Origin of the sequence: Arthrobacter horti, from assembly GCF_030731045.1 — a bacterium.
Classification (GTDB): Bacteria; Actinomycetota; Actinomycetes; order Actinomycetales; family Micrococcaceae; genus Arthrobacter_E; species Arthrobacter_E nanjingensis.
In genome coordinates, this window is the sequence record NZ_JAVALS010000002.1 from 425,130 (window position 1) to 447,120 (window position 21,991).

Annotated in this window: 20 protein-coding genes and 2 tRNA genes; 11 read left to right on the forward strand and 11 right to left on the reverse strand. The window is 68.1% G+C overall.

The features are described 5' to 3' along the window. Positions 1 to 52 precede the first annotated feature (52 nt). From Q9R02_RS05840 to Q9R02_RS05850, 3 genes are all read right to left on the reverse strand, one after another. The gene (locus tag Q9R02_RS05840) at positions 53 to 4,597 is read right to left on the reverse strand and encodes an ExeM/NucH family extracellular endonuclease (protein ID WP_305995715.1); all 4,545 of its coding nucleotides are present in this window, start codon (positions 4,595 to 4,597) and stop codon (positions 53 to 55) included. Between the two features lie 290 nt (positions 4,598 to 4,887). Further along, positions 4,888 to 5,664 carry a VOC family protein gene (locus Q9R02_RS05845; protein ID WP_305995716.1) on the reverse strand — a complete coding sequence of 259 codons (777 nt, stop codon included), beginning with the start codon at positions 5,662 to 5,664 and terminating at the stop codon, positions 4,888 to 4,890. A 210-nt stretch (positions 5,665 to 5,874) separates the two neighbouring features. Continuing rightward, positions 5,875 to 5,962, reverse strand: a tRNA-Ser gene (locus Q9R02_RS05850). A gap of 107 nt (positions 5,963 to 6,069) precedes the next feature. On the opposite strand from Q9R02_RS05850, the gene Q9R02_RS05855 reads away from it, so the two are divergent. The 4 genes from Q9R02_RS05855 to Q9R02_RS05870 all read left to right on the forward strand — a co-directional run bounded on the left by Q9R02_RS05855 (position 6,070) and on the right by Q9R02_RS05870 (position 9,129). Beyond that, entirely contained in the window at positions 6,070 to 7,053 is a 984-nt protein-coding gene (locus Q9R02_RS05855) for an NAD(P)H-quinone oxidoreductase (RefSeq protein ID WP_305995717.1), read from the forward strand. A gap of 125 nt (positions 7,054 to 7,178) precedes the next feature. Then, complete coding sequence (locus tag Q9R02_RS05860; RefSeq protein ID WP_305995718.1) at positions 7,179 to 7,781, forward strand: bacterial proteasome activator family protein; 603 nt, start codon at positions 7,179 to 7,181, stop codon at positions 7,779 to 7,781. 2 nt (positions 7,782 to 7,783) lie between these two features. Beyond that, on the forward strand, positions 7,784 to 8,209 hold the full coding sequence (locus tag Q9R02_RS05865; RefSeq protein WP_305995719.1) for a hypothetical protein: 426 nt from the start codon (positions 7,784 to 7,786) through the stop codon (positions 8,207 to 8,209). An 80-nt stretch (positions 8,210 to 8,289) separates the two neighbouring features. Continuing rightward, entirely contained in the window at positions 8,290 to 9,129 is an 840-nt protein-coding gene (locus Q9R02_RS05870) for an aldo/keto reductase (protein WP_305995720.1), read from the forward strand. 54 nt (positions 9,130 to 9,183) lie between these two features. Here Q9R02_RS05870 and Q9R02_RS05875 read toward each other — a convergent pair. Further along, positions 9,184 to 9,256, reverse strand: a tRNA-Thr gene (locus Q9R02_RS05875). A gap of 217 nt (positions 9,257 to 9,473) precedes the next feature. Between Q9R02_RS05875 and Q9R02_RS05880 the strand changes: the two genes are divergently transcribed. Continuing rightward, positions 9,474 to 10,232, forward strand: coding sequence for an HAD-IA family hydrolase (locus Q9R02_RS05880; protein ID WP_305995721.1), 759 nt, complete (start codon positions 9,474 to 9,476; stop codon positions 10,230 to 10,232). 31 nt (positions 10,233 to 10,263) lie between these two features. On the opposite strand, the gene Q9R02_RS05885 is transcribed toward Q9R02_RS05880, so the two are convergent. From Q9R02_RS05885 to tmk, 3 genes are read right to left on the reverse strand one after another with little or no spacing between them, the layout of a single operon-like run. Then, positions 10,264 to 11,904: an alpha/beta hydrolase gene (locus Q9R02_RS05885; RefSeq protein WP_305995722.1), complete on the reverse strand. Its 1,641-nt coding sequence runs from the start codon at positions 11,902 to 11,904 to the stop codon at positions 10,264 to 10,266. Positions 11,905 to 11,936: 32 nt separating this feature from the next. Then, a complete protein-coding gene (locus tag Q9R02_RS05890) occupies positions 11,937 to 13,079 on the reverse strand; it encodes a DNA polymerase III subunit delta' (RefSeq protein ID WP_305995723.1) in 1,143 nt (380 codons plus the stop codon). Beyond that, positions 13,076 to 13,747 carry a dTMP kinase gene (gene tmk / locus Q9R02_RS05895; RefSeq protein WP_305995724.1) on the reverse strand — a complete coding sequence of 224 codons (672 nt, stop codon included), beginning with the start codon at positions 13,745 to 13,747 and terminating at the stop codon, positions 13,076 to 13,078. Before tmk ends, Q9R02_RS05890 begins: the two co-directional genes overlap by 4 nt. A gap of 121 nt (positions 13,748 to 13,868) precedes the next feature. Between tmk and Q9R02_RS05900 the strand changes: the two genes are divergently transcribed. Together Q9R02_RS05900 and Q9R02_RS05905 are read left to right on the forward strand one after the other, a co-directional pair. Then, the gene (locus Q9R02_RS05900; protein ID WP_305995725.1) at positions 13,869 to 15,041 is read left to right on the forward strand and encodes a trans-sulfuration enzyme family protein; all 1,173 of its coding nucleotides are present in this window, start codon (positions 13,869 to 13,871) and stop codon (positions 15,039 to 15,041) included. 24 nt (positions 15,042 to 15,065) lie between these two features. Beyond that, a complete protein-coding gene (locus tag Q9R02_RS05905; RefSeq protein WP_305995726.1) occupies positions 15,066 to 15,386 on the forward strand; it encodes a DUF2516 family protein in 321 nt (106 codons plus the stop codon). Here the strand turns inward: Q9R02_RS05905 and Q9R02_RS05910 are convergent. Then, entirely contained in the window at positions 15,371 to 16,231 is an 861-nt protein-coding gene (locus tag Q9R02_RS05910; protein ID WP_305995727.1) for a class I SAM-dependent methyltransferase, read from the reverse strand. The genes Q9R02_RS05905 and Q9R02_RS05910 overlap by 16 nt on opposite strands. A 75-nt stretch (positions 16,232 to 16,306) precedes the next feature. On the opposite strand from Q9R02_RS05910, the gene Q9R02_RS05915 reads away from it, so the two are divergent. Then, complete coding sequence (locus tag Q9R02_RS05915) at positions 16,307 to 17,053, forward strand: phosphoglyceromutase (protein WP_305995728.1); 747 nt, start codon at positions 16,307 to 16,309, stop codon at positions 17,051 to 17,053. Positions 17,054 to 17,188: 135 nt separating this feature from the next. Here Q9R02_RS05915 and phoU read toward each other — a convergent pair whose 3' ends face one another. Next, entirely contained in the window at positions 17,189 to 17,851 is a 663-nt protein-coding gene (gene phoU / locus Q9R02_RS05920) for a phosphate signaling complex protein PhoU (RefSeq protein ID WP_305995729.1), read from the reverse strand. A 206-nt stretch (positions 17,852 to 18,057) separates the two neighbouring features. Between phoU and Q9R02_RS05925 the strand changes: the two genes are divergently transcribed. Together Q9R02_RS05925 and Q9R02_RS05930 are read left to right on the forward strand one after the other, a co-directional pair. Continuing rightward, positions 18,058 to 19,278 (forward strand): sensor histidine kinase, encoded by a 1,221-nt coding sequence (locus Q9R02_RS05925; RefSeq protein WP_305995760.1) that lies wholly within the window; start codon positions 18,058 to 18,060, stop codon positions 19,276 to 19,278. Further along, positions 19,275 to 19,955 carry a winged helix-turn-helix domain-containing protein gene (locus tag Q9R02_RS05930; protein WP_305995730.1) on the forward strand — a complete coding sequence of 227 codons (681 nt, stop codon included), beginning with the start codon at positions 19,275 to 19,277 and terminating at the stop codon, positions 19,953 to 19,955. The genes Q9R02_RS05925 and Q9R02_RS05930 overlap by 4 nt, the downstream gene beginning before the upstream one ends. Positions 19,956 to 20,045: 90 nt before the next feature. Here the strand turns inward: Q9R02_RS05930 and Q9R02_RS05935 are convergent, their stop codons facing one another. Together Q9R02_RS05935 and Q9R02_RS05940 are read right to left on the reverse strand one after the other, a co-directional pair. Next, positions 20,046 to 20,324 carry a hypothetical protein gene (locus tag Q9R02_RS05935; RefSeq protein ID WP_305995731.1) on the reverse strand — a complete coding sequence of 93 codons (279 nt, stop codon included), beginning with the start codon at positions 20,322 to 20,324 and terminating at the stop codon, positions 20,046 to 20,048. 263 nt (positions 20,325 to 20,587) lie between these two features. Continuing rightward, entirely contained in the window at positions 20,588 to 21,136 is a 549-nt protein-coding gene (locus tag Q9R02_RS05940) for a hypothetical protein (RefSeq protein WP_305995732.1), read from the reverse strand. Positions 21,137 to 21,392: 256 nt separating this feature from the next. Here Q9R02_RS05940 and Q9R02_RS05945 point away from each other — a divergent pair, with 256 nt between their 5' ends. Then, positions 21,393 to 21,890: a CarD family transcriptional regulator gene (locus tag Q9R02_RS05945; protein WP_305995733.1), complete on the forward strand. Its 498-nt coding sequence runs from the start codon at positions 21,393 to 21,395 to the stop codon at positions 21,888 to 21,890. Positions 21,891 to 21,991 lie beyond the last annotated feature (101 nt).

A 21,991-nucleotide genomic window follows, 5' to 3' on the forward strand; every position in this document is an offset into this window, starting at 1 on the left:
ATTTCCGTGGGTCACCAACATTTGCGTGGGTCGGAGCGTCACACCGCGGTGATCAGCCCTTCAGGCAGGCCTCATATTCCTTGAGCGCCCGCTCGTACTTCTTCATCTGCCCCGGAGCCCAGAAGTTCTTCGGGTATTCCGGCTTCGTGCAATTCGGGTTCGCCACCTTCTCCACGATCACCGTCAGGGTCACGGTGGTGCCGGACTCGGTGGCCTTGAGCACCAGCGTGCCCGCACCCGCGGCCGCCCCGGCCGGAACCGTGAGGCTCACGTTCGCCGTGCCAGAGGTGACCGGCGTCGTGCCCAGCGTGGTGACCTTGCCCGAGGCGTCCGTGAAGGTCGCCGTAAGAGACGTGTTCACCGGGCTTCCCAGAGAGGTGAGGTCCAGCTTGGACACGGTGGCGTTCAGCGCATCGCCGGGCTTCACGGACGCCGGGATGGAGCTGCTCACGGCCACGCTGCGGCGGGCGAAGTCCGGGGACACCGGCGAGCTGCCCTTCAGGTAGGCCATCCAGGCGTCACGGTCCACCAGGCCGGAGTCGCGGGTGTTCGTGCCGTCCTTGAAGATCCGGAAGTTGTCACCACCGGTGGCCAGGAAGCTGAACGTGCCGATCCGGTAGGACTTGGCGGGGTCGACCGGCTGTCCGTTGACCAGGATGGAGGTCACGCGGTCACCGGCGGCCCGGGCGGCGTCGTACGTGTAGTTGACGTTCTTGGACAGGCCGAGCTGCAGATACGGGCGGCTGGGGATGGTGCCGTCCGCGTTGCTCTGCCACTGCTGCTCCAGCATCGTCTTGAGCTGGGCGCCCGTCAAGGACGTGGTCCACAGGTTGTTCACGAACGGCAGCACCGCGTTGGCCTGAGCATAGGTGATGGTGCCGTCCGTGCCGTAGTACAGCTCATTGCGAAGCCCGCCGGGGTTGACCACGCCGATCTCGGCACCGCCCAGGGTGGGATCCTTCAGCGACGCCACGAGGGAGTCGGCCACCAGGTTGCCCAGCGTGGATTCGCTGGCCCGGTCATCGCGGACCGGGTTGCCGGTGGCCGGATCCTTGGTGAAGGCGGTGGTCACGTCACGGGTCACCGTGCCGATGGCCTGACCGCCGACGACGGCGGCGTCCGCGAGTGCCTTCCTCACGATCCCGTCGACCTCCTTGACCCGCGGATACGCGGCGATGAGACCGGCCGCGGCGTCCTTCGTGCGGGCCACGTTGCGGGCCGAGTAGGCGGAGACCTGCTTAGTGTTCAGGTCCACGGTCAGCTCGATCTGGCCGATGTTCTCACCGTAGCTGCCGGTCTGGACCACGGGGCGGGTCTTGCCGTCCTGACCGGGCACCGGGGCGTCCCAGGCGTACTCCTTGTGGGTGTGACCGGTGAAAATGGCGTTGACGTCGGAGCTGGTCTGATTGACGATCTTGGCGAACGCGCCGCCGGCGGCCAGCTCCTGCTGGAGGGTGGCGCCGTCCGGGGTGCCCGCGCCGGCGCCCTCGTGGTACTCGGCCACGATCACGTCGGCCAGCTTGCCGGCCTTGATCTTCGCAGCCACGCAGTTGACGGCGTCCACGGGATTACCGAAGTCCAGGTCCGCGATGCCGGCCGGGGTCACCAGGGTGGGTACCTCCTGCGTGACGGCGCCGATCACGGCCACCTTCACACCGTTGAGGTCCAGGACCGTGTACTCCGGAAGAACCGGCTCCTGCGTGCCCTTCTTGTAGACGTTCGCACCCAGGTACGGGAACTTCGCGTTGGCTCCGCCGGCGGCGACGCGGTCGCGCAGATCGGCCCAGCCGCCGTCGAACTCGTGGTTGCCCACCGCGGAGGCGGTCAGGCCGAGTGCGTTCAGCACATCGATGGTGGGCTGGTCCTTCGCCACGGAGGAGGCGAAGAGGGATGCCCCGATGTTGTCACCGGCGGAGACGAACGCCGTGGCGCCCGGAGCGGCCGCGGCACGCAGCTTCTCCAGTGTTCCGGCGACGTTGACCGTGTTGGAGTCGATGCGGCCGTGGAAGTCGTTCACGCCCAGGAAGTTCAGCGTGGTGGACGTCTCCTTAGGCTTGGTGTTGATGCCCACGATCACGGGGTCGTGGTCACTGTTGCGGAACTGGTTCGCCTCGTAGAAGTCGGTGACGTTGTAGTTCCAGCGGCTGTATTCGCGGGAGATCGGCTCCACGGAGTTGATGTTCCAGATGTCCGCGCCATTGACCATGGTCTCGGCCGCGGGGGACGCGAAGATGTGGTCCAGGGAACCGGCCAGGCCGCTGAACAGGTAGGAGTGCTTCTGGCTGCCGTCGGCGTTCTTGGCCTTGCCGTCCTGGTCGACGAAGCCGGCGTCGGTGAGGATGTTCAGCGGGTCTTCCTTGGAGTAGGCGTTGAAGTCACCGATCAGGAACACCTTGTCCGTGCCCTTGGCCTTCTCCAGGGAGTCCACGAAGCCCAGGAGGGACTTGGACTCGGCGATGCGGGCGAGGTTGGAGGCGCCCTGACCCTTGTCCGTGTCGTCCGGGGTGGCCGCGGAGCTCTTGGACTTGAAGTGGTTGGCGATCGCGATGAACTCCTGCGCGGAGGTCCCGCCCACCGGCTTGAAGACCTGCGCCAGCGGCTTGCGGGCGCTTGCGAAGGCGACGGTGTCGTTGTGGATGATGGATTCACCCACGGGCTCGGCGACGGCCTTCTTGTAGATGAAGGCGGTGCGGATGACATCCTCGTCCGCCAGCGGCGGCAGGGTGGAGGGGCTGCGGACGTAGTCCCAGACGCCTGGCGCCGCGGCGTTCAGGGCGTCCACCAGCTTGGAGAGGGCGTCATCCCGGTTCTTGCCGAACTTGGCGGAGTTCTCCATCTCCATCAGCGTCACGACGTCGGCGCCGGATCCGTTGATGGCGGCGACGGTCTTGGCGAGCTGGCGCTGGTAGTTGGCCTGGTTCGCCGCACCGCGGGCGTCGCAGCCGCCCTTGACGGTGACGGGTGCGCCTGCGCGGTCGGTGTAGTAGGTGCAGCCGCTGAGCTGGTCACCCGTGGTGGGGAAGAAGTTCAGCACGTTGAAGGAGGCGAGCTTCAGCTCGCCGCCCACGGCGTTCGGCACATCGGCACGGGTGTTGCCGATGGTGACCGGCTCCACGGTGTCCGCGTTGGACGGGGTGAGCTGCTCGAGCGGCTCGAAACGCCAGGAGCTGTTGCCATAGCCGAGGATCACGTTGGTCCTGAAGGTCACCGGTGCGCCCACCCGGACCGTGTTCTGCGCGGTGAGGTAGGGCAGCGGCTGGGCTTTGGTGGTGGCGTTGGAGAGGAAGTTGGTGGTGGCGCCATCGTCGAGTTTGATGGTGCGGGCCTCGTTGTCCGCAGCCACGGCCTGGTTCTCCGGGGTGCCGTAGGGTGCGACGGCGTTCGGCTGCACTGCAACGGTCTTCCCCGCGAACAGGCTGAGCTCGCCGTACTGGTTCAGGGAGAAGTTGTCGGAGAGCGTGAAGTCACCCTCGGGCGCGACGAGCATGCCTTCGAGGGACTCACGGAAAGCCTCCGAGGCCGGCAGGGCGAAATGGGTGGGCTTCACCTCGGGCGCGGCTTCGCCGAGCTTGGTCAGCCCGGACGCTGCCGTCACGTTGAGCTGGGTCTGGCCGAAGTACTCGCTGACCGAGCCGGTCACCTGGACGTAGTCACCGATCGCCACGGAGCCGACGGTGCCGGGCGAATAGACGAATACGGCGTCGGACGCCTTGTGGTTCTGCTCGGTGAGGTCTCCGCCGGTGCCCGGGGTCTGGATGTAATAGCCGTTGAGTCCGCCGGTGGCGTACCGGGCGGTGACTTTGCCCTTGGTGGTCACGGTCTGGCCGGCCAGGGGGCTGGCATCACCGGTGCCCTGGATGTCGGCGATGCTCACGCCGCTGCCGGGGGACGGCGTGGGATCGGGAGTGGGCTCCGGGTCCGGGGTGCCGGAGCCGGCCGACGGCTGCGGGGTGATCTGAGCACTGAGACTGAAATCGGCGGAGTTGTCGTTGCTGTCCGCGTGGCCGCTCCGCGTGAGGGCCTTGACGTCGGTGTTCGACGACGGCGCGGTGGCGGCTTTCGTCTCGTAGGTGTTGCTGGTGCCGTAGCCGAGCAGGTCCGCCACGCCGGCGGGCTCCACCTGGCTGTCGGTCCCGAGCGTCACGGCGGTGGCTTGCCTGGCCAGAACGATGGTTCCCGAGGTCCCGGACGGGTTGAAGCCCGGGGCGTCCAGGTCCGGCGTGGGAAGCTCCGGTGCCGTGGAGGCGGCACTGTTGGTGCCGCCCTTGACCAGGAACGTCCGCTTGGCAGGGATGCTGCCCTTCAACGCGGTCACCGAGCCGGGCGCACCGGTTCCAGTGGCCGGCCGGTACTGGAGGGACCAGCCGTCCAGGGAGACTGCGGAGTCCGAGGAGTTGTAGAGCTCCACGAACTTGTTCTTGAAGGCGGCGCCGGCGCTGCCTCCACTGAGGTATGCCTCGTCGATGACGACGGCGGAGGTGCCCTGAGCGGTGACGGTGCTGGCCAGCGCAAAGGCCGGCGTGGTCGCCACGGGTGCCGCCAACAAGGCGGCTGTCAGGGCACTCCCCAAAGTTGCTTTCGCAAGCGAGTGATTCATGGGGGTGCTTTCTGTCGTTGTCTCTGTTCAGTTGTTCTGGTGTGGAGTCCGGTTCGGGATCTCGCAAGCCAGCCCCACTGGCAGGCGACGTCCGGGCAGAGTTCGTGCGCCACGGCCGGCCGGCCGCGGCGCACGAGGATTCAGGATCCAGTCCACCAAGACAGAGTTAACTCGAGGTTGACGGGAAAAGAAACTGTTCTTTCAGAAATCCGGCCGGAAAAAGACCGTGCCGCCGTCACCTTGTGGATGACGGCGGCACGGCCGGTGTGGACGCGGTGTCCGCGCGGAGATCAGCGCAAAGACTGGTGCAGCATGAACGGCGCGCCCTGGGCATCCGTGACGCGGGCATGGCGTCCGTGAGGGTCGTCCCACGGCTCAGCGATGACCTGACCGCCCAGTTCGGCGATCTTCTTCACGGCCTCATCGGCGTTGTCCACCACCAGGAAGATCTGCCAGTGGGACGGGACGCCCTCCGGCAGGAAGGTGTTCGCGTCGAAGATCCCGGCACGGGCGGCCTCGCCTTCGCCCAGAGTGGTGTACCGGAACTCCGGGGTGTCCGCCATGGTGGAGGTCTCCCAGCCGAAGGCCTTCCGGTAGAACTCCACCGCGGCCTCGTAGCCGCGGCTGTTGAGCTCGTGCCAGCCGACCGAGCCGGTTTCATTGACCAACTGGTAGCCGGCGTGGCCCAGCGGCTCCCAGATTCCGACCACAGCGCCGGAGGGGTCGGAAGCCATGGCCATGACGCCCATCTCCGGGACGGTCATCGGGGGCACGAACACCTGACCGCCGGCGTCAGCGACGGCGGCAGCCGTGGCCTCGGCGTCGGTGCTGCGCAGGTAGATGCTCCAGGTGTTGGGCATCTCGGCTTGGTCCGGCATCTTGGCCATGATGCCGGCCACCTGCTTGCCGTCCTTGGATGCGGTCACATAGCCGCCGTACAGTTCCTCGTCCGAGCCTTCGAAGGTCCAGCCCAGGAGTTCGCCGTAGAACTTCTTGGCACCCTCGACGTCATCGGTCATCAGATCAGCCCAGCAGGGGTCGCCGGGGACAAAGCTAGGGGTGGGCATGGTGTTCTCTCTTTCTGAGAAAAGGTTCCGCCCGGGATGAGGGCGGGCCGCACCGGCAGGAGTAGGGAGAGCGGTCCGGTGCTGACACTCCTGACGCTATGCCGGGGGTCTGACATTATTCAACGGTCCCCGCCTGGGGATTGCGTGAACTGGCCCGGAAGACGGGAAGGCCCCGGAGGCGATGTGCATCGGCTCCGGGGCCTTGTAACGCGGAAGGTATGGGATTTGAACCCATGAGACGGGGTTACCGCCTACTGGTTTTCAAGACCAGCTCCTTCGGCCGCTCGGACAACCTTCCCTGTGTCAAAGTGTTTCACAGCGCCGAGGCGGCCTCCAAACCTGCCCTTCCCGCGCGCCGTGCACAATAGACGGGGGCCAAGTGAGAGTCCTGAGGAAAGGGAGACCATGCGAGCCGTCCAGATCACCGCGCCGGGAGAGCCGGAAGTCCTGCAGCTGAGCCAGGTGCCGGACCCCGTCCCGGGACCCGGTGAGCTGCTGATCGACGTCGTCGCCGCAGGACTCAACCGCGCCGATGTGCAGCAGCGCCGCGGCCACTACCCTCCGCCCGCGGGAGCCTCGGAGATCCCCGGGCTCGAGGTGTCCGGCCGCATCGCCGGCTTCGGCCCGGGCGTGACGCGTCCCTTCTCCGTGGGGGACAAGGTGGTCGCCCTCCTGGCGGGTGGTGGCTACGCCGAGAAGGTGGTGGTTCCCGCCGGGCACGTCCTCCGGGTGCCGGACGGCGTGGACCTGGTCACGGCCGCCGGGCTGCCGGAGGTGGCCGCCACCATCTACTCGAACCTCTACATGACGGCCGGTCTCCGGCGCGAGGAGACCCTCTTGGTGCACGGTGCCACGGGAGGGATCGGCACCTTCGCCATCCAGCTCGCCAAGGCCCTGGGTTCCACCGTCGCCACCACGGCCGGAGGCCCGGAGAAGGTCGCCACCGCGCGCGGTTTCCTCGGCGCGGACATCGCCATCGACTACCAGGCCGAGGACTTCCCGGAGGCGCTCCGCGAGGCCACCGGCGGGCGCGGAGCCGACGTCATCCTGGACGTGGTCGGTGCGAAATACCTGGGAAAGAACCTCGACGCCTTGAACACCCATGGCCGCCTGGTGGTCATCGGGCTCCAGGGCGGGGCCCGGGGGGAACTGGATCTCGGGAAGCTGCTGTCCAAGCGGGCCGCCGTCATCGGAACCACCCTCCGCGCCCGCCCGGACGAGGAGAAGACCGCCATCATGGACGCCGTCCGCGAGGTCGTATGGCCGCTGATCACGGACGGTTCCATCCGGCCGTTGGTCGCCCGCAGCTTCCCGCTCCAGGATGTGGCCGAGGCGCACCGTTATTTCGAAACCGGTCAACATGTGGGAAAAATTCTGTTGACCATGTGAAGCTGACGTCCGCCGGGTGGCCGGGCGAGGCGCGGGCGACGATCCTCCTCAGGGGCGTGACCGTGCCGACCGGCAGGAGAAAAATCCCCAGAGCCGATGCCGCTGAGGCGTGAGAGTATGGGGCCATGACCGAGGAACCGCAGCCCCAGCACAGCCCCGCCGTGGAAGGAACTCCGGTGGATGACCAGGACGAACGCCGGGAGAACACTCGTCCCGAGCCGCGGCCGCGCGGTCTCCTGGAACTCGTCGACGAGCCCGCTAAGGTCATGCGGATCGGGACCATGGTCCGGCAGCTCCTGGAGGAGGTGAAGGCCTCTCCGCTGGACGACGCGGCCCGCGGCCGTCTGGCGGAGATCCATGATCGCTCCATCAAGGAACTTGAGGAAGGCCTGGCCCCCGAGCTCGTGGAGGAGCTTGAGCGGCTGTCACTGCCCTTCCCGGAGAACTCCTCCCCCTCGGACGCGGAACTGCGCATCGCCCAGGCCCAGCTGGTCGGCTGGCTCGAAGGACTGTTCCACGGCATCCAGACGGCGATCGCCGCGCAGCAGGCGGCCCGGGAACAGATGGCGGCGCAGTTCCATCAGCTTCCACCCGGTACCATGATCGCCCCCGGGGTGGTCATCGGTGCCAACGGTGAGCCGCAGCGGGCGCAGACCGGCCTCCGTCGGCAGGAGCAGCAGCCCGGTGCGCATGACGGACCGGATTCCGGCCCGGGCCAGTACCTCTGACCGTGGGTCTGTTCTCCGATCTCCGCCAGGCACGCAAGGACGACACCGAACTCGGCCAGGGGCTCTGGCGGCGAGCCCATGACCGCTTCCGTCGTGGCCTGGACCGCTTCCATCAAGTGCTTGAAGGCGTCTCCGGGGATGCGCTGTATGGACAGCTGGTGCCGGTGGCAGACGAACTCGCGGCCCTGCTGCCACGGATCCGCGCCGTCTGCGTGACCGCCCAACGGATCGCCCCGAGCGAGGGGCTGGACATCCCTCCAGAGCTGGCGCCCCTGCACAGGATCCTGTCGCGTGCCGGCAACGACCTGGCGACCGCCGCCCAGGCGGCCACCCTGGCCCGGCTCGGCAGCACTGACGTGGACAGCGTCCGCCGGCGTGCCGCCGTCGTCGTCTCTCTGGTGGCGGAGGCCGAAGAGCAGCTGCGCTGACGGTTATTCCCGGCTTCGCCGTCAGTGAATCCGTGTGACGGGTCCTGGTGGGAGGCGGCCGGGCTTGAAAGGATGGCTTCATGACTGTGAATCCCCTTTTGTCTTTCAACGACGGCAATTCCATCCCTCAGCTCGGCTTCGGTGTCTGGCGGGTGGCCGATGACGCGGCCGAGGCCGCCGTGGGCGAGGCGTTCAAGGCCGGCTACCGCCACATCGACACCGCCAGGATCTACGGCAACGAGTCTGGCGTGGGCCGGGCCATCGAGGCCTCCGGACTGGGCCCGGAAGAGCTGTTCATCACCACCAAGGTGTGGAACGCGGACCAGGGCTACGAGCAGACCCTTGCCGCCTTCGAGGAATCCATGGACCGTCTCGGCCTGGAGAAGCTGGACCTGTACCTCATCCACTGGCTGCAGCCGAAGCAGGGCACCTACGTGGACACCTGGAAGGCCCTCGTGGAGCTCCAGAAGCGCGGCCGGGTCACGTCCATCGGCGTCTGCAACTTCACGGGTGAGGCCATTGACGAGCTGATCGCCGCCACGGGCGTCACCCCGGCCATCCATCAGATCGAACTGCACCCGTATTTCAACCAGGCGGAGCTGCGCCGCTACGACGCGGAGCGCGGCATCCTCACCCAGGCCTGGTCCCCGCTCGGCCAGGGCGGTGAGCTGCTGAGCGACCCGGAGGTGCTGCGCATCGCGGAGAAGCACGGCGCCTCGCCCGCGCAGGTGGTGATCGCCTGGCATCTGGCCATCGGCAACGTCGTGATCCCCAAGTCCGTCACCCCCGGCCGCATCGCGGAGAACTACGCCGCGCTGAACGTCACGCTGGATGACAACGACGTGGTGGCGCTCAACGGGCTCGACCGTGGCGCCGAGGGCCGCATCGGACCGGACCCCGCGGTTTCCGACTTCGCCTGAGCCACACCGGAGACGCGGAAGGCCCCCGGGATTCCCGGGGGCCTTCTTCATCTGAGCTTCCTATCAGAATCGAACTGATGACCTTTTCATTACGAGTGAAACGCTCTACCGACTGAGCTAAGGAAGCACGTGCGAAACCCTGCCTGCTGGCCGGACCGCACAGAAGAACAGTCTAGAGGCCGCCGGGGTGCGGGTCAAAACGGCGTCCCGGGGAACATCCTGCGCCTGTTCATGTTGCGGTCCCGCACGGTTCAGCCGGCCGTTGACCGGACCGGTCACGCTGAGGGGAACGACGGCGGCGCAACGGTGCGCCGTCACCCTCACGCGAGCAAGGAGCACGGACCATGACGGTGAATCCGGTGGGCGGCGGACGGGACACCCTCCCGGTCCCAGGACGGCCGGCGCGGCTGCGTCTGGCCGTGGTGGACATGTCCGGAACCACGGTCACCGACGGGGGACTGATCGAAGAGGCCCTCCGGCGCGCTTTCTGCGCCGCGGGGGAGGAGCCGGGCAGCGCCCGCCTCGCCTCGATGATGGACTACGCCCACAATGCCATGGGACTGTCCAAACTCAGTGTGTTCCAGCAGCTGTACGAGGGCCGGCCCGGGCAGGCCCGGCAGGCGAACGCCGTCTTCGAGCAGGCCTATGACGAACTGGTGGACCGCGGCGGCGTCCAGGCCATCCCGGGAGCGCAGTCCGCCATGCAGTGGCTCCGGGACGCCGGCCTGAAACTCTGTCTGGTCACGGGATTCGGCCGCCACACGCAGAACACCATTCTGGAGTCGCTCGGCTGGATGGGCCTGGCGGACCTCAGCCTCTGCCCGGAAGACGCGGGCCGCGGACGGCCTTGGCCGGACATGATCCTCACGGCAGTCCTCGCCCTGGACCTGGGCGACGTGCGGGAAGTCCTGGTGGTGGGGGACACGACGGCGGACATCCAGTCCGGGCTTCGTGCAGGCGCCGGGCTGGTCGCCGGAGTGCTGACGGGCGCCCACTCCGAGTTCGCCCTCCGCGCGGCGGGGGCGGACGCCGTCGTGCCGTCCATCCGGGACATCCCCACCTTGCTGCGCGAACGCGTGCAGACGCCCGCAGCGCTCAACTGACAGTCCGGACCGTGCCCGGCACCGTACGGCGTTACGTGCAGCGCAGGCCGTCGGCCGGCGTCGTGCCCTTCACGAAGTAGTCGTCGACGGCGTTGGTGATGCAGTTCCCCGCCCGGCCATAGGCCGTGTGGCCCTCGCCTTCCCAGGTCAAGAGGGACGCGTTGCCGAGCTGCTTGCGCAGGTTCTGGGCCCACTCGTACGGCGTGGCGGGGTCTCCCGTGGTCCCGATGACCACCACCGGCGCCTTGCCGCTGTAGTTCGCCGGTGCCACCTTGCGGACGGCCGTGGTCTTCAGACCGTCGCAGGCGATCCCGCCGTAGGCCATGTACTTGCCGAGGGTGGGGGACACCCTGACCAGTTCGGCGGCTTCGTTGCGCATGGCTTCCGGAGCGGAGTCCACGGAGTAGTCCAGGCAGTTGATGGCGTTGAACGCGAAGGCGCTGTTGGAGGTGTAGCTTCCGGAGGAGTCCCGGTCCGCCCCGAAGTCGGCCAGCTGCATCATGGGGGAGGGGTCGCCCACCAGCGCCGCAGCCAGCGCCTGCCGGAGATTGGGCCAGCTCGCCGTGCTGTAGAGCGGGACGATGAGCCCGGACACGAAGCTCGCCACGGTCACCACGCGTCCGTCATTGGCCTGGGGCGGGTCCGTGGCGTACTGGTTCATGAGCTTCTGAATCCGCTGGACCCCTTCGTCCGCGTTGCCGCTCAGGGGGCACCCGGAATTGCGCTGGCACCACTCCACGAACACGTGCAGGCTGCGCTCGAAGGCCTTCGCCTGACCGATCGTGAGCTGGGACTGTGTGAGGGTCGAGTCCAAGGCGCCGTCCAAGACCATGCGGCCCACCCGGTCCGGGAAGAGGGTCGCGTAGGTGGATCCGAGGAACGTCCCGTAGGAGTACCCCAGGTAGTCGAGTTTCTCGTTGCGCAGCGCGGCCCGCAGGATGTCCATGTCCCGGGCGGCGCTCTCGGTGTCCGCATGGGCCAGGACCGGTCCGGTGTTCGCCTCGCACGCCTGGTTGGTCTGGCGCTGCTCGTCGATGGACTTCGCCAGGCCGTCCGGCGTGAACGGGTCGTAGTACACGGCCCGCTGAGCGTCCCGTTCGCGGTCCGTCAGGCAGGTGACGGGGGCTGACCGCTTCACGCCGCGTGGATCGAACCCGACCAGGTCGTAGTTCTTGCGCAGCTCGTCGCTGAGGATCCACTGTGCGGAGTCGTTGACGAAGTCATAGCCGGAACCGCCCGGGCCGCCCGGGTTGATGAAGAGTGAGCCCTCTGACTTGCCGGTGGCGGCGATCTTGATCACCGCGATCTCGATGCTCCCACCCTGAGGGTTGGAGTAGTCCACGGGAACCTTGATGGAGGCGCATTCGGCGCCGTGTTCGCAGGAAGCCCAGGCGACCTTCTGGCCGTAGTAGTCCTTCAGCTCTTCGGGTGTGCCCGTACTCAGGCCCTCCTGGCTCCCGGATGTCGCGGCGGGTTTGCCGCCGGGGAGGGTGACGGTGACGCAACCGCTGAGGCTCAGCGCGAGCGCCGCGGATGCCGCGACGGCGGCGACCAGTTTCCCGGCCCGGCCCCCCCGGGTGGCGGGCCGCCGGCTCCCGGGCCGCCCGGCCGTTCCCGGCGCCGTCGTGCCGTCCGCCGTCCATGTCATCCGCTGTGCTGCCTTCCGGGCCATGCCCATGAGTCTGAGTCCTCCTCGTCCGCTCATCACACCAGACCTGCCGCCATGCCTTCGAGGGCCAGAAGCGGAGCCACATTGCTGGTCACCAGCCGGCGCCGCGTCAGATTGATCGCATCGATCCTGGCCAGCGTCGTCTCAGGGGTCCCCGCCGCGGCGAAGCCCTCCAGCTCGGACCGCAGCTCCTCATTCACCAGGGACTCGCCCGTGCCCACCTGCAGCAGGAGCACGTCCCGGTAGAACGAGATGAGATCCGTCAGGGTGCGGTCCAGGGAGTCCGTGATGGAGCGCTTCGCACGCCGTTTCTGGTCCTCCTCCAGGCGTTTGAGCTGGCCACGCAGGGCCGGGGGGATGGGTGCGCCGTCCTCCAGGCCCAGGGAGCTCAGGAGCGCCTGCCGTTCGGCGGCGTCGCGCTCCGTGTTGGAACTGTCCGCCTCATCCCCGGCGATGCTCATGAGCCGTTCCGCCATGAGCACGGCCGAGGTGATCCCCTTCAGTCCCAGGGGGAAGCGGACGGTCTCCAGACGCCGTTCCCGGGCACCGGCGTCCCGGGCCAGGCGACGGGCGATCCCCACATGGCTCTGCGCCAGCCTCGCCGCGCTCGCTGCGAGCGCGGGCTCGACGCCGTCGCGCCGCACGAGCAGCTCGGCCACGTCCTCAGCGGACGGCAGTCGCAGCGCGACGCTGCGGCAGCGGGAGCGGATGGTCACCAGGACGTCCGCCGGAGAGGGGGCGCAGAGCATCCACACGGTCCGGGCCGTGGGTTCCTCGATGGCCTTCAGCAGGACGTTCGTGGTGCGCTCCGCCATGCGGTCGGCGTCCTCCACGATGATGATCCGCCATCGTCCCGACGACGGGTGGTTGCCGGCCGTGGCCACGAGCTCGCGGGCCTCGTCGATGGCGATGGTCACCTTGTCCGTGCGGACATGCTGCACGTCCGGATGGGTCTCGCCCACGATCGTGCGGCAGGCGTGGCACTCGCCGCAGCCGCGCAGGGCCGGATCGGGCTGCTCGCAGTTCAGGGCCGCGGCGAAGGCCTTGGCCGCGTTGGAGCGTCCGGAACCGGGCGGGCCGGTGAACAGCCAGGCATGCGTCATGCCCTCCCCGGCCGCGGCACGCCGCAGCTGGGCCGCGACGGCGTCCTGCCCGCGGAGTTCGTCGAAGACGCTCATGCGTCCATCCCCGGCGAGGGGCTGCCGGCGTGCTCGGACAGGACTTCGTCCACGCGGGCCAGGATGAGTGCCGCGATCGTGTCCACATCCTGCAGGCCATCGATCACCAGGTGGCGCTCCGGAGCGGTGGCGGCCGTGTCCAGGAACGCCTGACGCACCTGGGCGTGGAAGGAATCGGGCTCGGACTCCAGGCGGTCTTCGCCACCCGGGGCGCGGCGTGCGCGGCCGGCGGCGGGATCCACGTCCAGGATGACCGTGAAGTGCGGCCACAGAGCGTTCGTCGCCCAGACGTTCAGGTCCCGGATCTCCCCGATGCCGAGGCCGCGGCCGATGCCCTGGTAGGCGATGGAGGAATCGATGTAGCGGTCCGTGATGACGGCCTCGCCGCGGGCCAGCGCCGGCCGGATGAGCTGCTCCACGTGGGCGGCACGGGCGGCGGCGTACATGAGCGCTTCCGTGCGGGCATCGATCTCGCCCTGCCCGTGATCCAGGACCAGGGACCGCAGCTTCTCACCGATCTCGGTCCCTCCGGGCTCGCGCGTCTGAACCACGGTGATCCCGCGGGACCGCAGGGCCTCAGCCAGCAGACGGCTCTGCGTGGACTTCCCCGCGCCGTCCCCGCCTTCGAAGGCGATGAACAGTCCGGGGCCTTCTGCGCTGTTGGTCACGGACCCAAGCCTAGCGGGAGAGGCTAGGCCTTGCCTGGGAGACGACACCCTTGTGGACGGCTGGGCCCACATGCCGGCTGTCCGTTGCCCGGCGGGGGCGGCCGAGTCCTAAAGTGAAGCCATGGAGCATTCCCTTCCCCTCAACCCGGATTCCGTCGTCGTGGCGGGCGGCCGTCCCGCCCGTGAGAGGGACGGCGCCGTGAACCCGCCGGTGGTACTCTCCTCCACCTTCGTTGGCACCGGGCCGCTCGGCCCGGGGGACCGGGGGTACGGTCGGTACGCGAACCCCAGCTGGGAGCCCTTCGAAGAAGTGCTCGGCGAGCTCGAAGGCGGGACCGAACCCGCACTGCTTTTCGCCTCCGGTCTGGCCGCCGTCAGTGCCGCTCTCTCCCTGGTGCCGCTCGGCGGCATCGTGGTCATGCCCGAGCACTCCTACGCCGGCACCGTCCAGCAAGCCGCCGAGCTTGCCGCGAAGGGCCTGCTCAGCCTGCGTCTGGTGGACATCACGGACACGGAGCAGGTCCTCTCCGCGCTCCGGAGGGAAGGCGTCAGCGCGGATCTCCTCTGGCTGGAGAGCCCCACGAACCCGATGCTCGGCGTCGCGGACCTGCCCGTGCTGCTCGCGGCCGCCCGGGAGGCCGGGATCCTCACGGTGGTGGACAACACCTTCTGCACCCCCTTGGTGCAGCAGCCCCTGACGCTCGGGGCGGATCTGGTACTCCATTCCGTCACGAAGTACCTGGCCGGCCACTCGGACGTGGTCCTGGGGGCTCTCGTGCCACGGACTGCCGAGCTCCGCTCCACGCTGCTGCACCACCGCACCATCCACGGATCCATCGCCGGTCCCTGGGAGGCCTGGCTCGCGCTCCGCGGCATCCGGACCCTCGCAGTGCGGATTGAACGGTCCCAGGTCACCGCCCAGCTGCTGGCGGAACGGCTGGAGGCGCACCCCGCCGTCGAGCGCGTCCGCTTCCCCGGACTGCCCTCGGACCCCGGCCACGACCGCGCGCGAGCTCAGCTGAAGGGCTTCGGCTCCATTCTCTGCATCGAGGTCGCCGCCGGCGGCGGGCGGAGCGGGGCGGAGAACGCGGACGCGCTGGTCACAGGGCTCGGGCTGTGGCTGCCGGCCACCTCGCTGGGCGGCGTCGAGTCCCTCATCGAACGACGACGACGCCACCTCGCGGAGCCGCACAGCGTCCCGGACAATCTGGTGAGGCTGAGTGTCGGCATCGAGAATGCGGAGGACCTCTGGGCCGACCTTGAGCGCTCGCTGGACGCGCTGCCACGCGGCTAGCGCCCGGATACTAGGCTGAGTGCTGTGGGACAACTGATCATCTATTACGCCGTCACCGCCATCTATTTCGTCCTGGGAGTGGTGGCCCTGGGCCTGGAGGCCTGGGCCTTCATCGATGCGCTGAGCCGCAACCATGGCGACTATGAGGCCACCATGAAGCGCAGCAAGGGCTTCTGGCTGGCACTCACCGGCGGGGCCGCACTTGTGGGCGTACTGTCGCTGGCCGGTGGCGTCAGCCCCATGGGACTGTTCGCCATCGTGGCCGTGACCGCGTCCTGCGTGTACCTGGCGGACGTCCGCCCTGCCATCCGGGAACTCCGCCGGGGCGGCTACAACAGCTGGTGATCCCGGCGGGCCACGCCGTCCGGGGCCACGGCGTCCCAGGCCACGGACAGCTCGCCCAGCCGATACCGCCGCGGTCCGTCGAGGACAGGCCAGCCGCTGGAGCGCAGGGCCCGGCACATGGCCATCCACCGCTGCCGCACGCCGAAGCTCGCCAGCGGCGCGGCCGCCAGCCAGGCCTGATCGGCGGCCGCCAGGAACGCGTGGATGCGCTCTCCGGGCACATTGCGGTGGATCAGCGCTTTGGGGAGCCGCTCCGCCAGCTGTGACGGTTGCTCCAGTGCCCCGAAGTTCACCGAGAGGTGGAGACTGAGCGGCCCGCCGCCGTCGAGCGCCACCCAGGCGGCGGTCCGCCCGAGCTCATCGCAGGTGCCTTCCACCAGGAGGCCGTCCGCGGCCAGCCGGGACGTCAGGGTGGCCCAGATCCCCGGGACGTCCGCCTCGTCGTACTGACGGAGCACATTGAAGGCACGCACCAGGACCGGCGCGTGGGAGACCGGCAGCTCGAAGCCGCCCAGCCGGAAGTCCAGGCCCGGCCGGGCCTCCTCACGCGCCCGCGCCACCCTTCCCGGCTCGATCTCCAAGCCGGTCAGGCGGAAGCCCGGATTGACCGTGCGGAGGCGTTCGAACAGCTCGATGGCGGTCCTGGGACTGGCGCCGTACCCCAGGTCCACGGCCAGCGGCTCCGGCAGATGGCGGAACCGCCAGGCCTGCGACCCCGTAACCCAGCGGTCCACCCTGCGCATGCGATTGGGGTTGGTGGTCCCGCGCGTCACATTGCCCACCGGCCGGACCGCCCGGCCTGAACCACGGCCGGGGAGCTGCAGGCGCTCGGATTTCTGAACCACCGGACAAGTTTAGGGTGGCTGTGACGTTTAAGACTCACTGGGCGGCCGGTCCCACGATCTCGCTAGAATCACACCATGACGTACACCTTGATCCTGCTGCGCCATGGCCACAGCGAATGGAATGCCAAGAACCTCTTCACCGGCTGGGTGGATGTGGACCTCAACGATCAGGGCCGGGCCGAGGCCGCCCGCGGCGGTGAGTTGCTGGTGGAGAACGGCGTCCTGCCGGATGTCCTCTACACCTCCCGCTTGAAGCGGGCCATCAACACCGCCAACCTGGCGCTGGCCACGGCGGACCGCGGCTGGATCGACGTCAAGCGCGATTGGCGCCTCAACGAGCGCCACTACGGCGCACTGCAGGGCAAGGACAAGGCCCAGACCCTCGCCGAGTTCGGCGAGGAGCAGTTCATGGAGTGGCGCCGCAGCTACGACACCCCGCCGCCCGCCCTCGCCGACGATTCCGAGTTCTCCCAGGTGGGTGACCCGCGTTATGCCGACCTCGGCGACGCGGTCCCGCGCACCGAGTGCCTGAAGGATGTCCTGGTCCGCCTCCTGCCGTACTGGGAGTCGGATATCAAGGAGGACCTCAAGGCCGGCAAGACCGTGCTGGTCACCGCCCACGGCAACTCCCTGCGCGCCCTGGTCAAGCACCTGGACGGCATTTCGGATGATGACATCGCCGCCCTGAACATCCCCACCGGCATCCCGCTGGTCTACGAACTGGACGAGGACTTCCAGCCCGTGAACCCGGGCGGCCGTTACCTCGACCCCGAGGCCGCCGCAGAGTCCATCAAGGCCGTGGCCAACCAGGGCAAGAAATAAAGCCCACCCCCCACGCGAGAGTACAGATGATGCCGCTTCCCAGCACGGGAAGCGGCATCATCTGTACTCTCGGCGCTTAACGACGACGGCGACGCCACCCACCCGGGGTGCGTCACCGCCGTCGTCGGCTGAATCTCAGGCGCCGCCGATGACCTCCGGCTGCCACTCGCCGTTGACCAGGTAGCTGACCTTACGGGCCACGGAGACGCCGTGGTCGGCGAAGCGCTCGAAGTACCGGCTGGCCAGGGCCACATCCACGGAGGTGGCGGCGGATTCGGTCCAGTCGGCCGCGGCTACGGCCTTGAACACGCCGGCGTGCAGTTCGTCGACCTCCAGGTTGAGCTTGACGATGTCGCGGGCCAGGTTCAGGTCGCGGGTGTCGAGAAGCTCGGCGACCTTGCGGGCGATCTGGATGTCCAGTTCCGCGAAGCGCTCGAATGTCTCGGTCAGGGACTCCGGGATGACCTGGGCCGGGAAGCGGAGACGGGCCAGCTGGGCGATGTGCCGTGCCAGGTCACCCATGCGCTCCAGTGAGGCGCTCATACGCAGGGAGCTGACGATCATACGGAGGTCGGTGGCGACGGGGCCCTGCAGGGCCAGGATGTCGATGGCGCGCTCGTCGAGGGCGTTCTGGAGGAAGTCGATGCGGGCGTCCGCGGCGATCACATCCTGGGCCAGGTCCACGTCTGCGGTGAAGAAGGCGGTGGTGGCGTTCTCGATGGCGGTGGCCACCAACGTCGAGATCTCGACGAGTTCCTCACCGACCTGGGCGAGCTCGTCCTGGAAAACCTTGCGCACGGTGGCGTCCTTTCTTGGGGCTGCGTGCCCGGTCGGTCCGGCCCGTCACGGGTGGACGGGCGCGCTGACGGTCCAGCTACTTACGCTGACAGTGGGCCATGAATACTTTGCATCGTGAAAGTGAACGTTAGTTGAACCGGTGGTCCATGCCCATCATTCCGGGCAAAGAGCCTTGCTCTGGACCGTAAGCTGGGTGGGTGGATCCTCTGCTCGTCGGCGTCATCGCCGGGCTCATCGGCCTGTGCCTGGGCGTGTTCGGCGTGCTCGCCTTCCGGGTGAGTGAACAGCAGCGGACCCTGGTGGAAGGCGAACTCGACGAGGCCCAGCTGCCCGAAGGTGCGGCTGAGGTGCTCAGCGTGCTGGGCCGGGCCTTCGTGATCGTGGACGACATCGACGGCGTCGTGCGGGCGAGTCCTGCCGCCTATGCCTACGGACTGGTGCGCGGTCACACGGTGGTGCACCAGCAGCTGCTGGGGATGACCGCCCGGGTGCGGCGCGACGGCGTCGTGCTGGAAGAGGAGTTCGAGCTCCCGCGCGGACCGCTGGGCGCCGGTTCCATCGTGGTGCAGGTGCGGGCAGCGGTGCTGGGGGATGAGTACGTCCTGCTCCTGGCCGACGATCGCACGGAGATCACCAGGACCGAGGAGATCCGCAACGACTTCGTCGCCAACGTCTCCCACGAGCTGAAGACCCCGGTGGGGGCCATCTCCCTGCTGGCCGAGGCGCTGGAGGACTCCTCCGACGATGAAGTGGCCGTGCGCCGCTTCGCCCAGCGCATGCACAAGGAGGCCTCCCGCCTGGCGGACCTGGTGCAGGACATCATCGAACTCTCCCGTCTCCAGGGCGCCAACATCGCCCAGCGGGGCACGGCCGTGGATCTGAGCCACGTGATCGCCGATGCCGTGGACCGGTCCAAGCTGACGGCGGAGAGCAAGAACATCAAGATCGTGGTCGGCGGGGCCGGCACGGACGCCCAGGTGTACGGCGACCCGGATCTGCTGACCACGGCGTTCCGCAACCTCATTGACAACGCCGTCCGGTACTCGCCGGAGAACACCCGTGTGGGCATCGGCATCCGTTCCCGGGAGGGCCTCATCGCGGTGTCCGTGACGGATCAGGGCGACGGGATCTCCCCGGAGGATCAGGAGCGGGTCTTCGAGCGCTTCTACCGGGTCGATGCGGCCCGCTCCCGGGCCACCGGTGGTACCGGCCTGGGGCTCAGCATCGTCAAACACGTCGTGACCAATCACGGAGGCGAAGTCTCCGTGTGGTCTCAGCCCGGACAGGGGTCCACGTTCACCGTGCGCCTGCCGGAGCTGGAAGGGCGGGATTCCGTGGACACCACGGAACCGCAAGGGCCGGCGCCGGCGCATGCCCGTTCCGGTCTGGCCGCAGGCCAAGTTCATGAAGAAGGAGTTCAGGCGTGAGCCGCATTCTGATCGTGGAGGATGAAGAGTCCTTCAGCGACCCGCTGTCCTATCTGCTCGGCAAGGAGGGCTTCGAGGTGGAGGTGGTGGACAACGGCCTTGACGCCATCACCGAGTTCGACCGCAACGGCGCCGATCTGGTGCTGCTGGACCTCCAGTTGCCCGGGCAGTCCGGCACGGAGGTCTGCCGGCAGCTCCGCCAGCGCTCCTCGGTCCCCGTCATCATGCTGACGGCCAAGGACTCCGAGATCGACAAGGTCGTGGGCCTGGAGCTCGGCGCGGACGATTACGTCACCAAGCCGTACTCCTCCCGCGAGCTGGTGGCCCGCGTGCGGGCCGTGCTGCGCCGTCAGGGCGAGCCCGAGGAGCTCATCACCACCACGGTGCAGGCCGGTCCGGTGCGGATGGACATCGAGCGGCATGTGGTCAGCGTGGGCGGAGAGCAGGTGTCACTGCCGCTGAAGGAGTTCGAACTGCTGGAGATGCTCCTGAGGAACTCCGGCCGCGTGCTGACCCGCGGACAGCTGATCGACCGCGTGTGGGGCTCCGATTACGTGGGGGACACAAAGACCCTTGACGTTCACGTCAAGCGCCTGCGCGGCAAGATCGAGCCGGACCCGTCCGCGCCACGGTACCTGGTGACCGTGCGCGGCCTGGGCTACAAGTTCGAGCCCTGATCCGCACGGACAACCAGATCCGCACGGATGACGCGAGAGGCGGCCTCCCTCAGGGAGGCCGCCTCTCGCGTTGTCAGGAACGTGGAGTTGTCAGCGGCGCGTGGCGCGGTGCCGGACGGTCCAGTAGAACGGGCCGCCCAGGGCGATGGCCAGGAAGGCCACAGTCAGCAGCAGCTCGGCACTCAGCAGCAGGAAGACGGCCGTGACCCCGAGATTGAGGGCGAGGCCGCCGAGCGCGCCGAAGGCCGTCATGAGCGCGGCCAGCGCGGCCAGCGCCAGGATGTAGGCCCCGAAGTACCGGGCCGGGGTGTCCAGACGGTCCAGCGCACGCACCACGGAGCGCGGCTGGACAAAGTTCAGGATCGTCATGATCGCCTCTGCTGAAGACTCTGAAAAAGGGAAGGGGGTCCCTCGGGAAAGGGGGTGGGATTCGCGGCGATGCCGCATCTCCATTCTTGCCCATTCCCGCATCCCGGATGCCGTCCGGGAGCATTCCCGCGCTGTGTGTTTGCTCACATCGCGGGTGATGCTTAAAACGACGACGGCGCCCGCCCCGGTGGGAGGTCATCCTCCGTCGGGGGCACGCGCCGTCGTCGTGGGCCGCCTCGCGGCCGGCCGCAGTGAGCCTGGTGCTACTTGGCCGATTCGGTGGCGGTCGGCATCGGGGTGGCCGTGGCGTGCGTCGCCGTCGGGGACGGGGTCGGCAGGAACGGGCGGTACTCCTTGATGGTGCCGTCCAGCACGGGGACCTGGACGGTCAGGTTCTGGCCTTCGCCGCTGAACTTGAGGTCCACCAGGGCACCGGGCTTGGCGCCCGTGGTGCTGAGGACCGCGGGATCGCCGGCATCGAGGGAGACCTCGTTGTTGGCCTTGACGCGGACCTGGGTCTGGGAGCCCTCGGCGCCGTTCACCGTGACGACGACGTCGCTGGCACTGCCGTTGAAGATGGTGCCGAGCAGGCGTCCCGGGTTCTTCTCGCCATCGCTGACCACCATGGCGTTGCGGATCTTGAGGTCCGCGAACTGCGCGTTCACACCATCGGAGGCGGCGTACTGGTGCGTGGTCTGCTGCGGGGAGGTCGCGGAGCAGGCGGTGGTGGCGGCGAGGAGTCCGACGCCCATCGCGGCTGCGGCCAGCGCGCGCTTGCCGGGCTTGATGGTCTTGAGGCCAGTGGAACGCACTTTACGTAACTCCTTGCACGAAGAATGAGAGCTCTTTGCTGACAGTTTATCGATAAAAGACGCCATCCCGGGCACCGGGGCCGAGGCGACCGTCACGGACGGTCTGCAATGCATCTTTCGGACTGTCCGTCAAGTCACATGACAGCCCGGTGCGCGGGCCTGGATCCTTGATATTTCAAGGGATGCAGGCCCATGCTCCGGCAAGGCCGCCCCCTCCGCCGTGATAAACTGGAGGTCGGGAAAGGGGATAATCCACATGGTTTTTGAAGTCGGCGAGACGGTTGTTTACCCTCACCACGGTGCTGCGAAGATCGAAGAGATCAAGATGCGCACCATCAAGGGCGTTGAGAAGATGTACCTGAAGCTCCGCGTGGCGCAGGGCGACCTCACCATCGAGGTCCCGGCCGAGAATGTCGACCTGGTCGGCGTTCGCGACGTCGTGGGCAAGGAAGGCCTGGAGCACGTCTTCGACGTTCTGCGCGCCGAATTCACGGAAGAGCCCACCAACTGGTCGCGCCGTTACAAGGCGAACCTGGAGAAGCTGGCCTCGGGCGATGTCATCAAGGTCGCCGAGGTGGTCCGCGATCTGTGGCGTCGTGACCAGGACCGCGGCCTGTCCGCAGGTGAGAAGCGCATGCTCTCCAAGGCCCGTCAGATCCTGATCTCCGAGCTCGCTCTTGCCGAGAAGACGGATGAGGAGCACGCGGCCAACGTCCTGGACGAGGTCCTCGGCTCCGAGGTCACCGCTTCCTGAGTCACGTTTCACGAAAGCCTGGACGGTGCATGCCGTCCGGGCTTTCGCGTTCCCGGGCCCGGCACGTTCCTCCGCTGCCTGAGCGGAGGATGCCGCCTCCG

Bases quoted from the DNA above. Each gene is read 5' to 3' on its own strand.
- Q9R02_RS05945 (WP_305995733.1), top strand. From the start codon at position 21,393: ATGGTTTTTGAAGTCGGCGAGACGGTTGTTTACCCTCACCACGGTGCT.
- Q9R02_RS05890 (WP_305995723.1), bottom strand. From the start codon at position 13,079: ATGAGCGTCTTCGACGAACTCCGCGGGCAGGACGCCGTCGCGGCCCAG.
- Q9R02_RS05870 (WP_305995720.1), top strand. From the start codon at position 8,290: ATGACTGTGAATCCCCTTTTGTCTTTCAACGACGGCAATTCCATCCCT.
- Q9R02_RS05840 (WP_305995715.1), bottom strand. From the start codon at position 4,597: ATGAATCACTCGCTTGCGAAAGCAACTTTGGGGAGTGCCCTGACAGCC.
- Q9R02_RS05860 (WP_305995718.1), top strand. From the start codon at position 7,179: ATGACCGAGGAACCGCAGCCCCAGCACAGCCCCGCCGTGGAAGGAACT.
- Q9R02_RS05900 (WP_305995725.1), top strand. From the start codon at position 13,869: ATGGAGCATTCCCTTCCCCTCAACCCGGATTCCGTCGTCGTGGCGGGC.
- Q9R02_RS05885 (WP_305995722.1), bottom strand. From the start codon at position 11,904: ATGGCCCGGAAGGCAGCACAGCGGATGACATGGACGGCGGACGGCACG.
- Q9R02_RS05915 (WP_305995728.1), top strand. From the start codon at position 16,307: ATGACGTACACCTTGATCCTGCTGCGCCATGGCCACAGCGAATGGAAT.
- Q9R02_RS05935 (WP_305995731.1), bottom strand. From the start codon at position 20,324: ATGACGATCCTGAACTTTGTCCAGCCGCGCTCCGTGGTGCGTGCGCTG.
- Q9R02_RS05855 (WP_305995717.1), top strand. From the start codon at position 6,070: ATGCGAGCCGTCCAGATCACCGCGCCGGGAGAGCCGGAAGTCCTGCAG.
- Q9R02_RS05880 (WP_305995721.1), top strand. From the start codon at position 9,474: ATGACGGTGAATCCGGTGGGCGGCGGACGGGACACCCTCCCGGTCCCA.
- Q9R02_RS05845 (WP_305995716.1), bottom strand. From the start codon at position 5,664: ATGCCCACCCCTAGCTTTGTCCCCGGCGACCCCTGCTGGGCTGATCTG.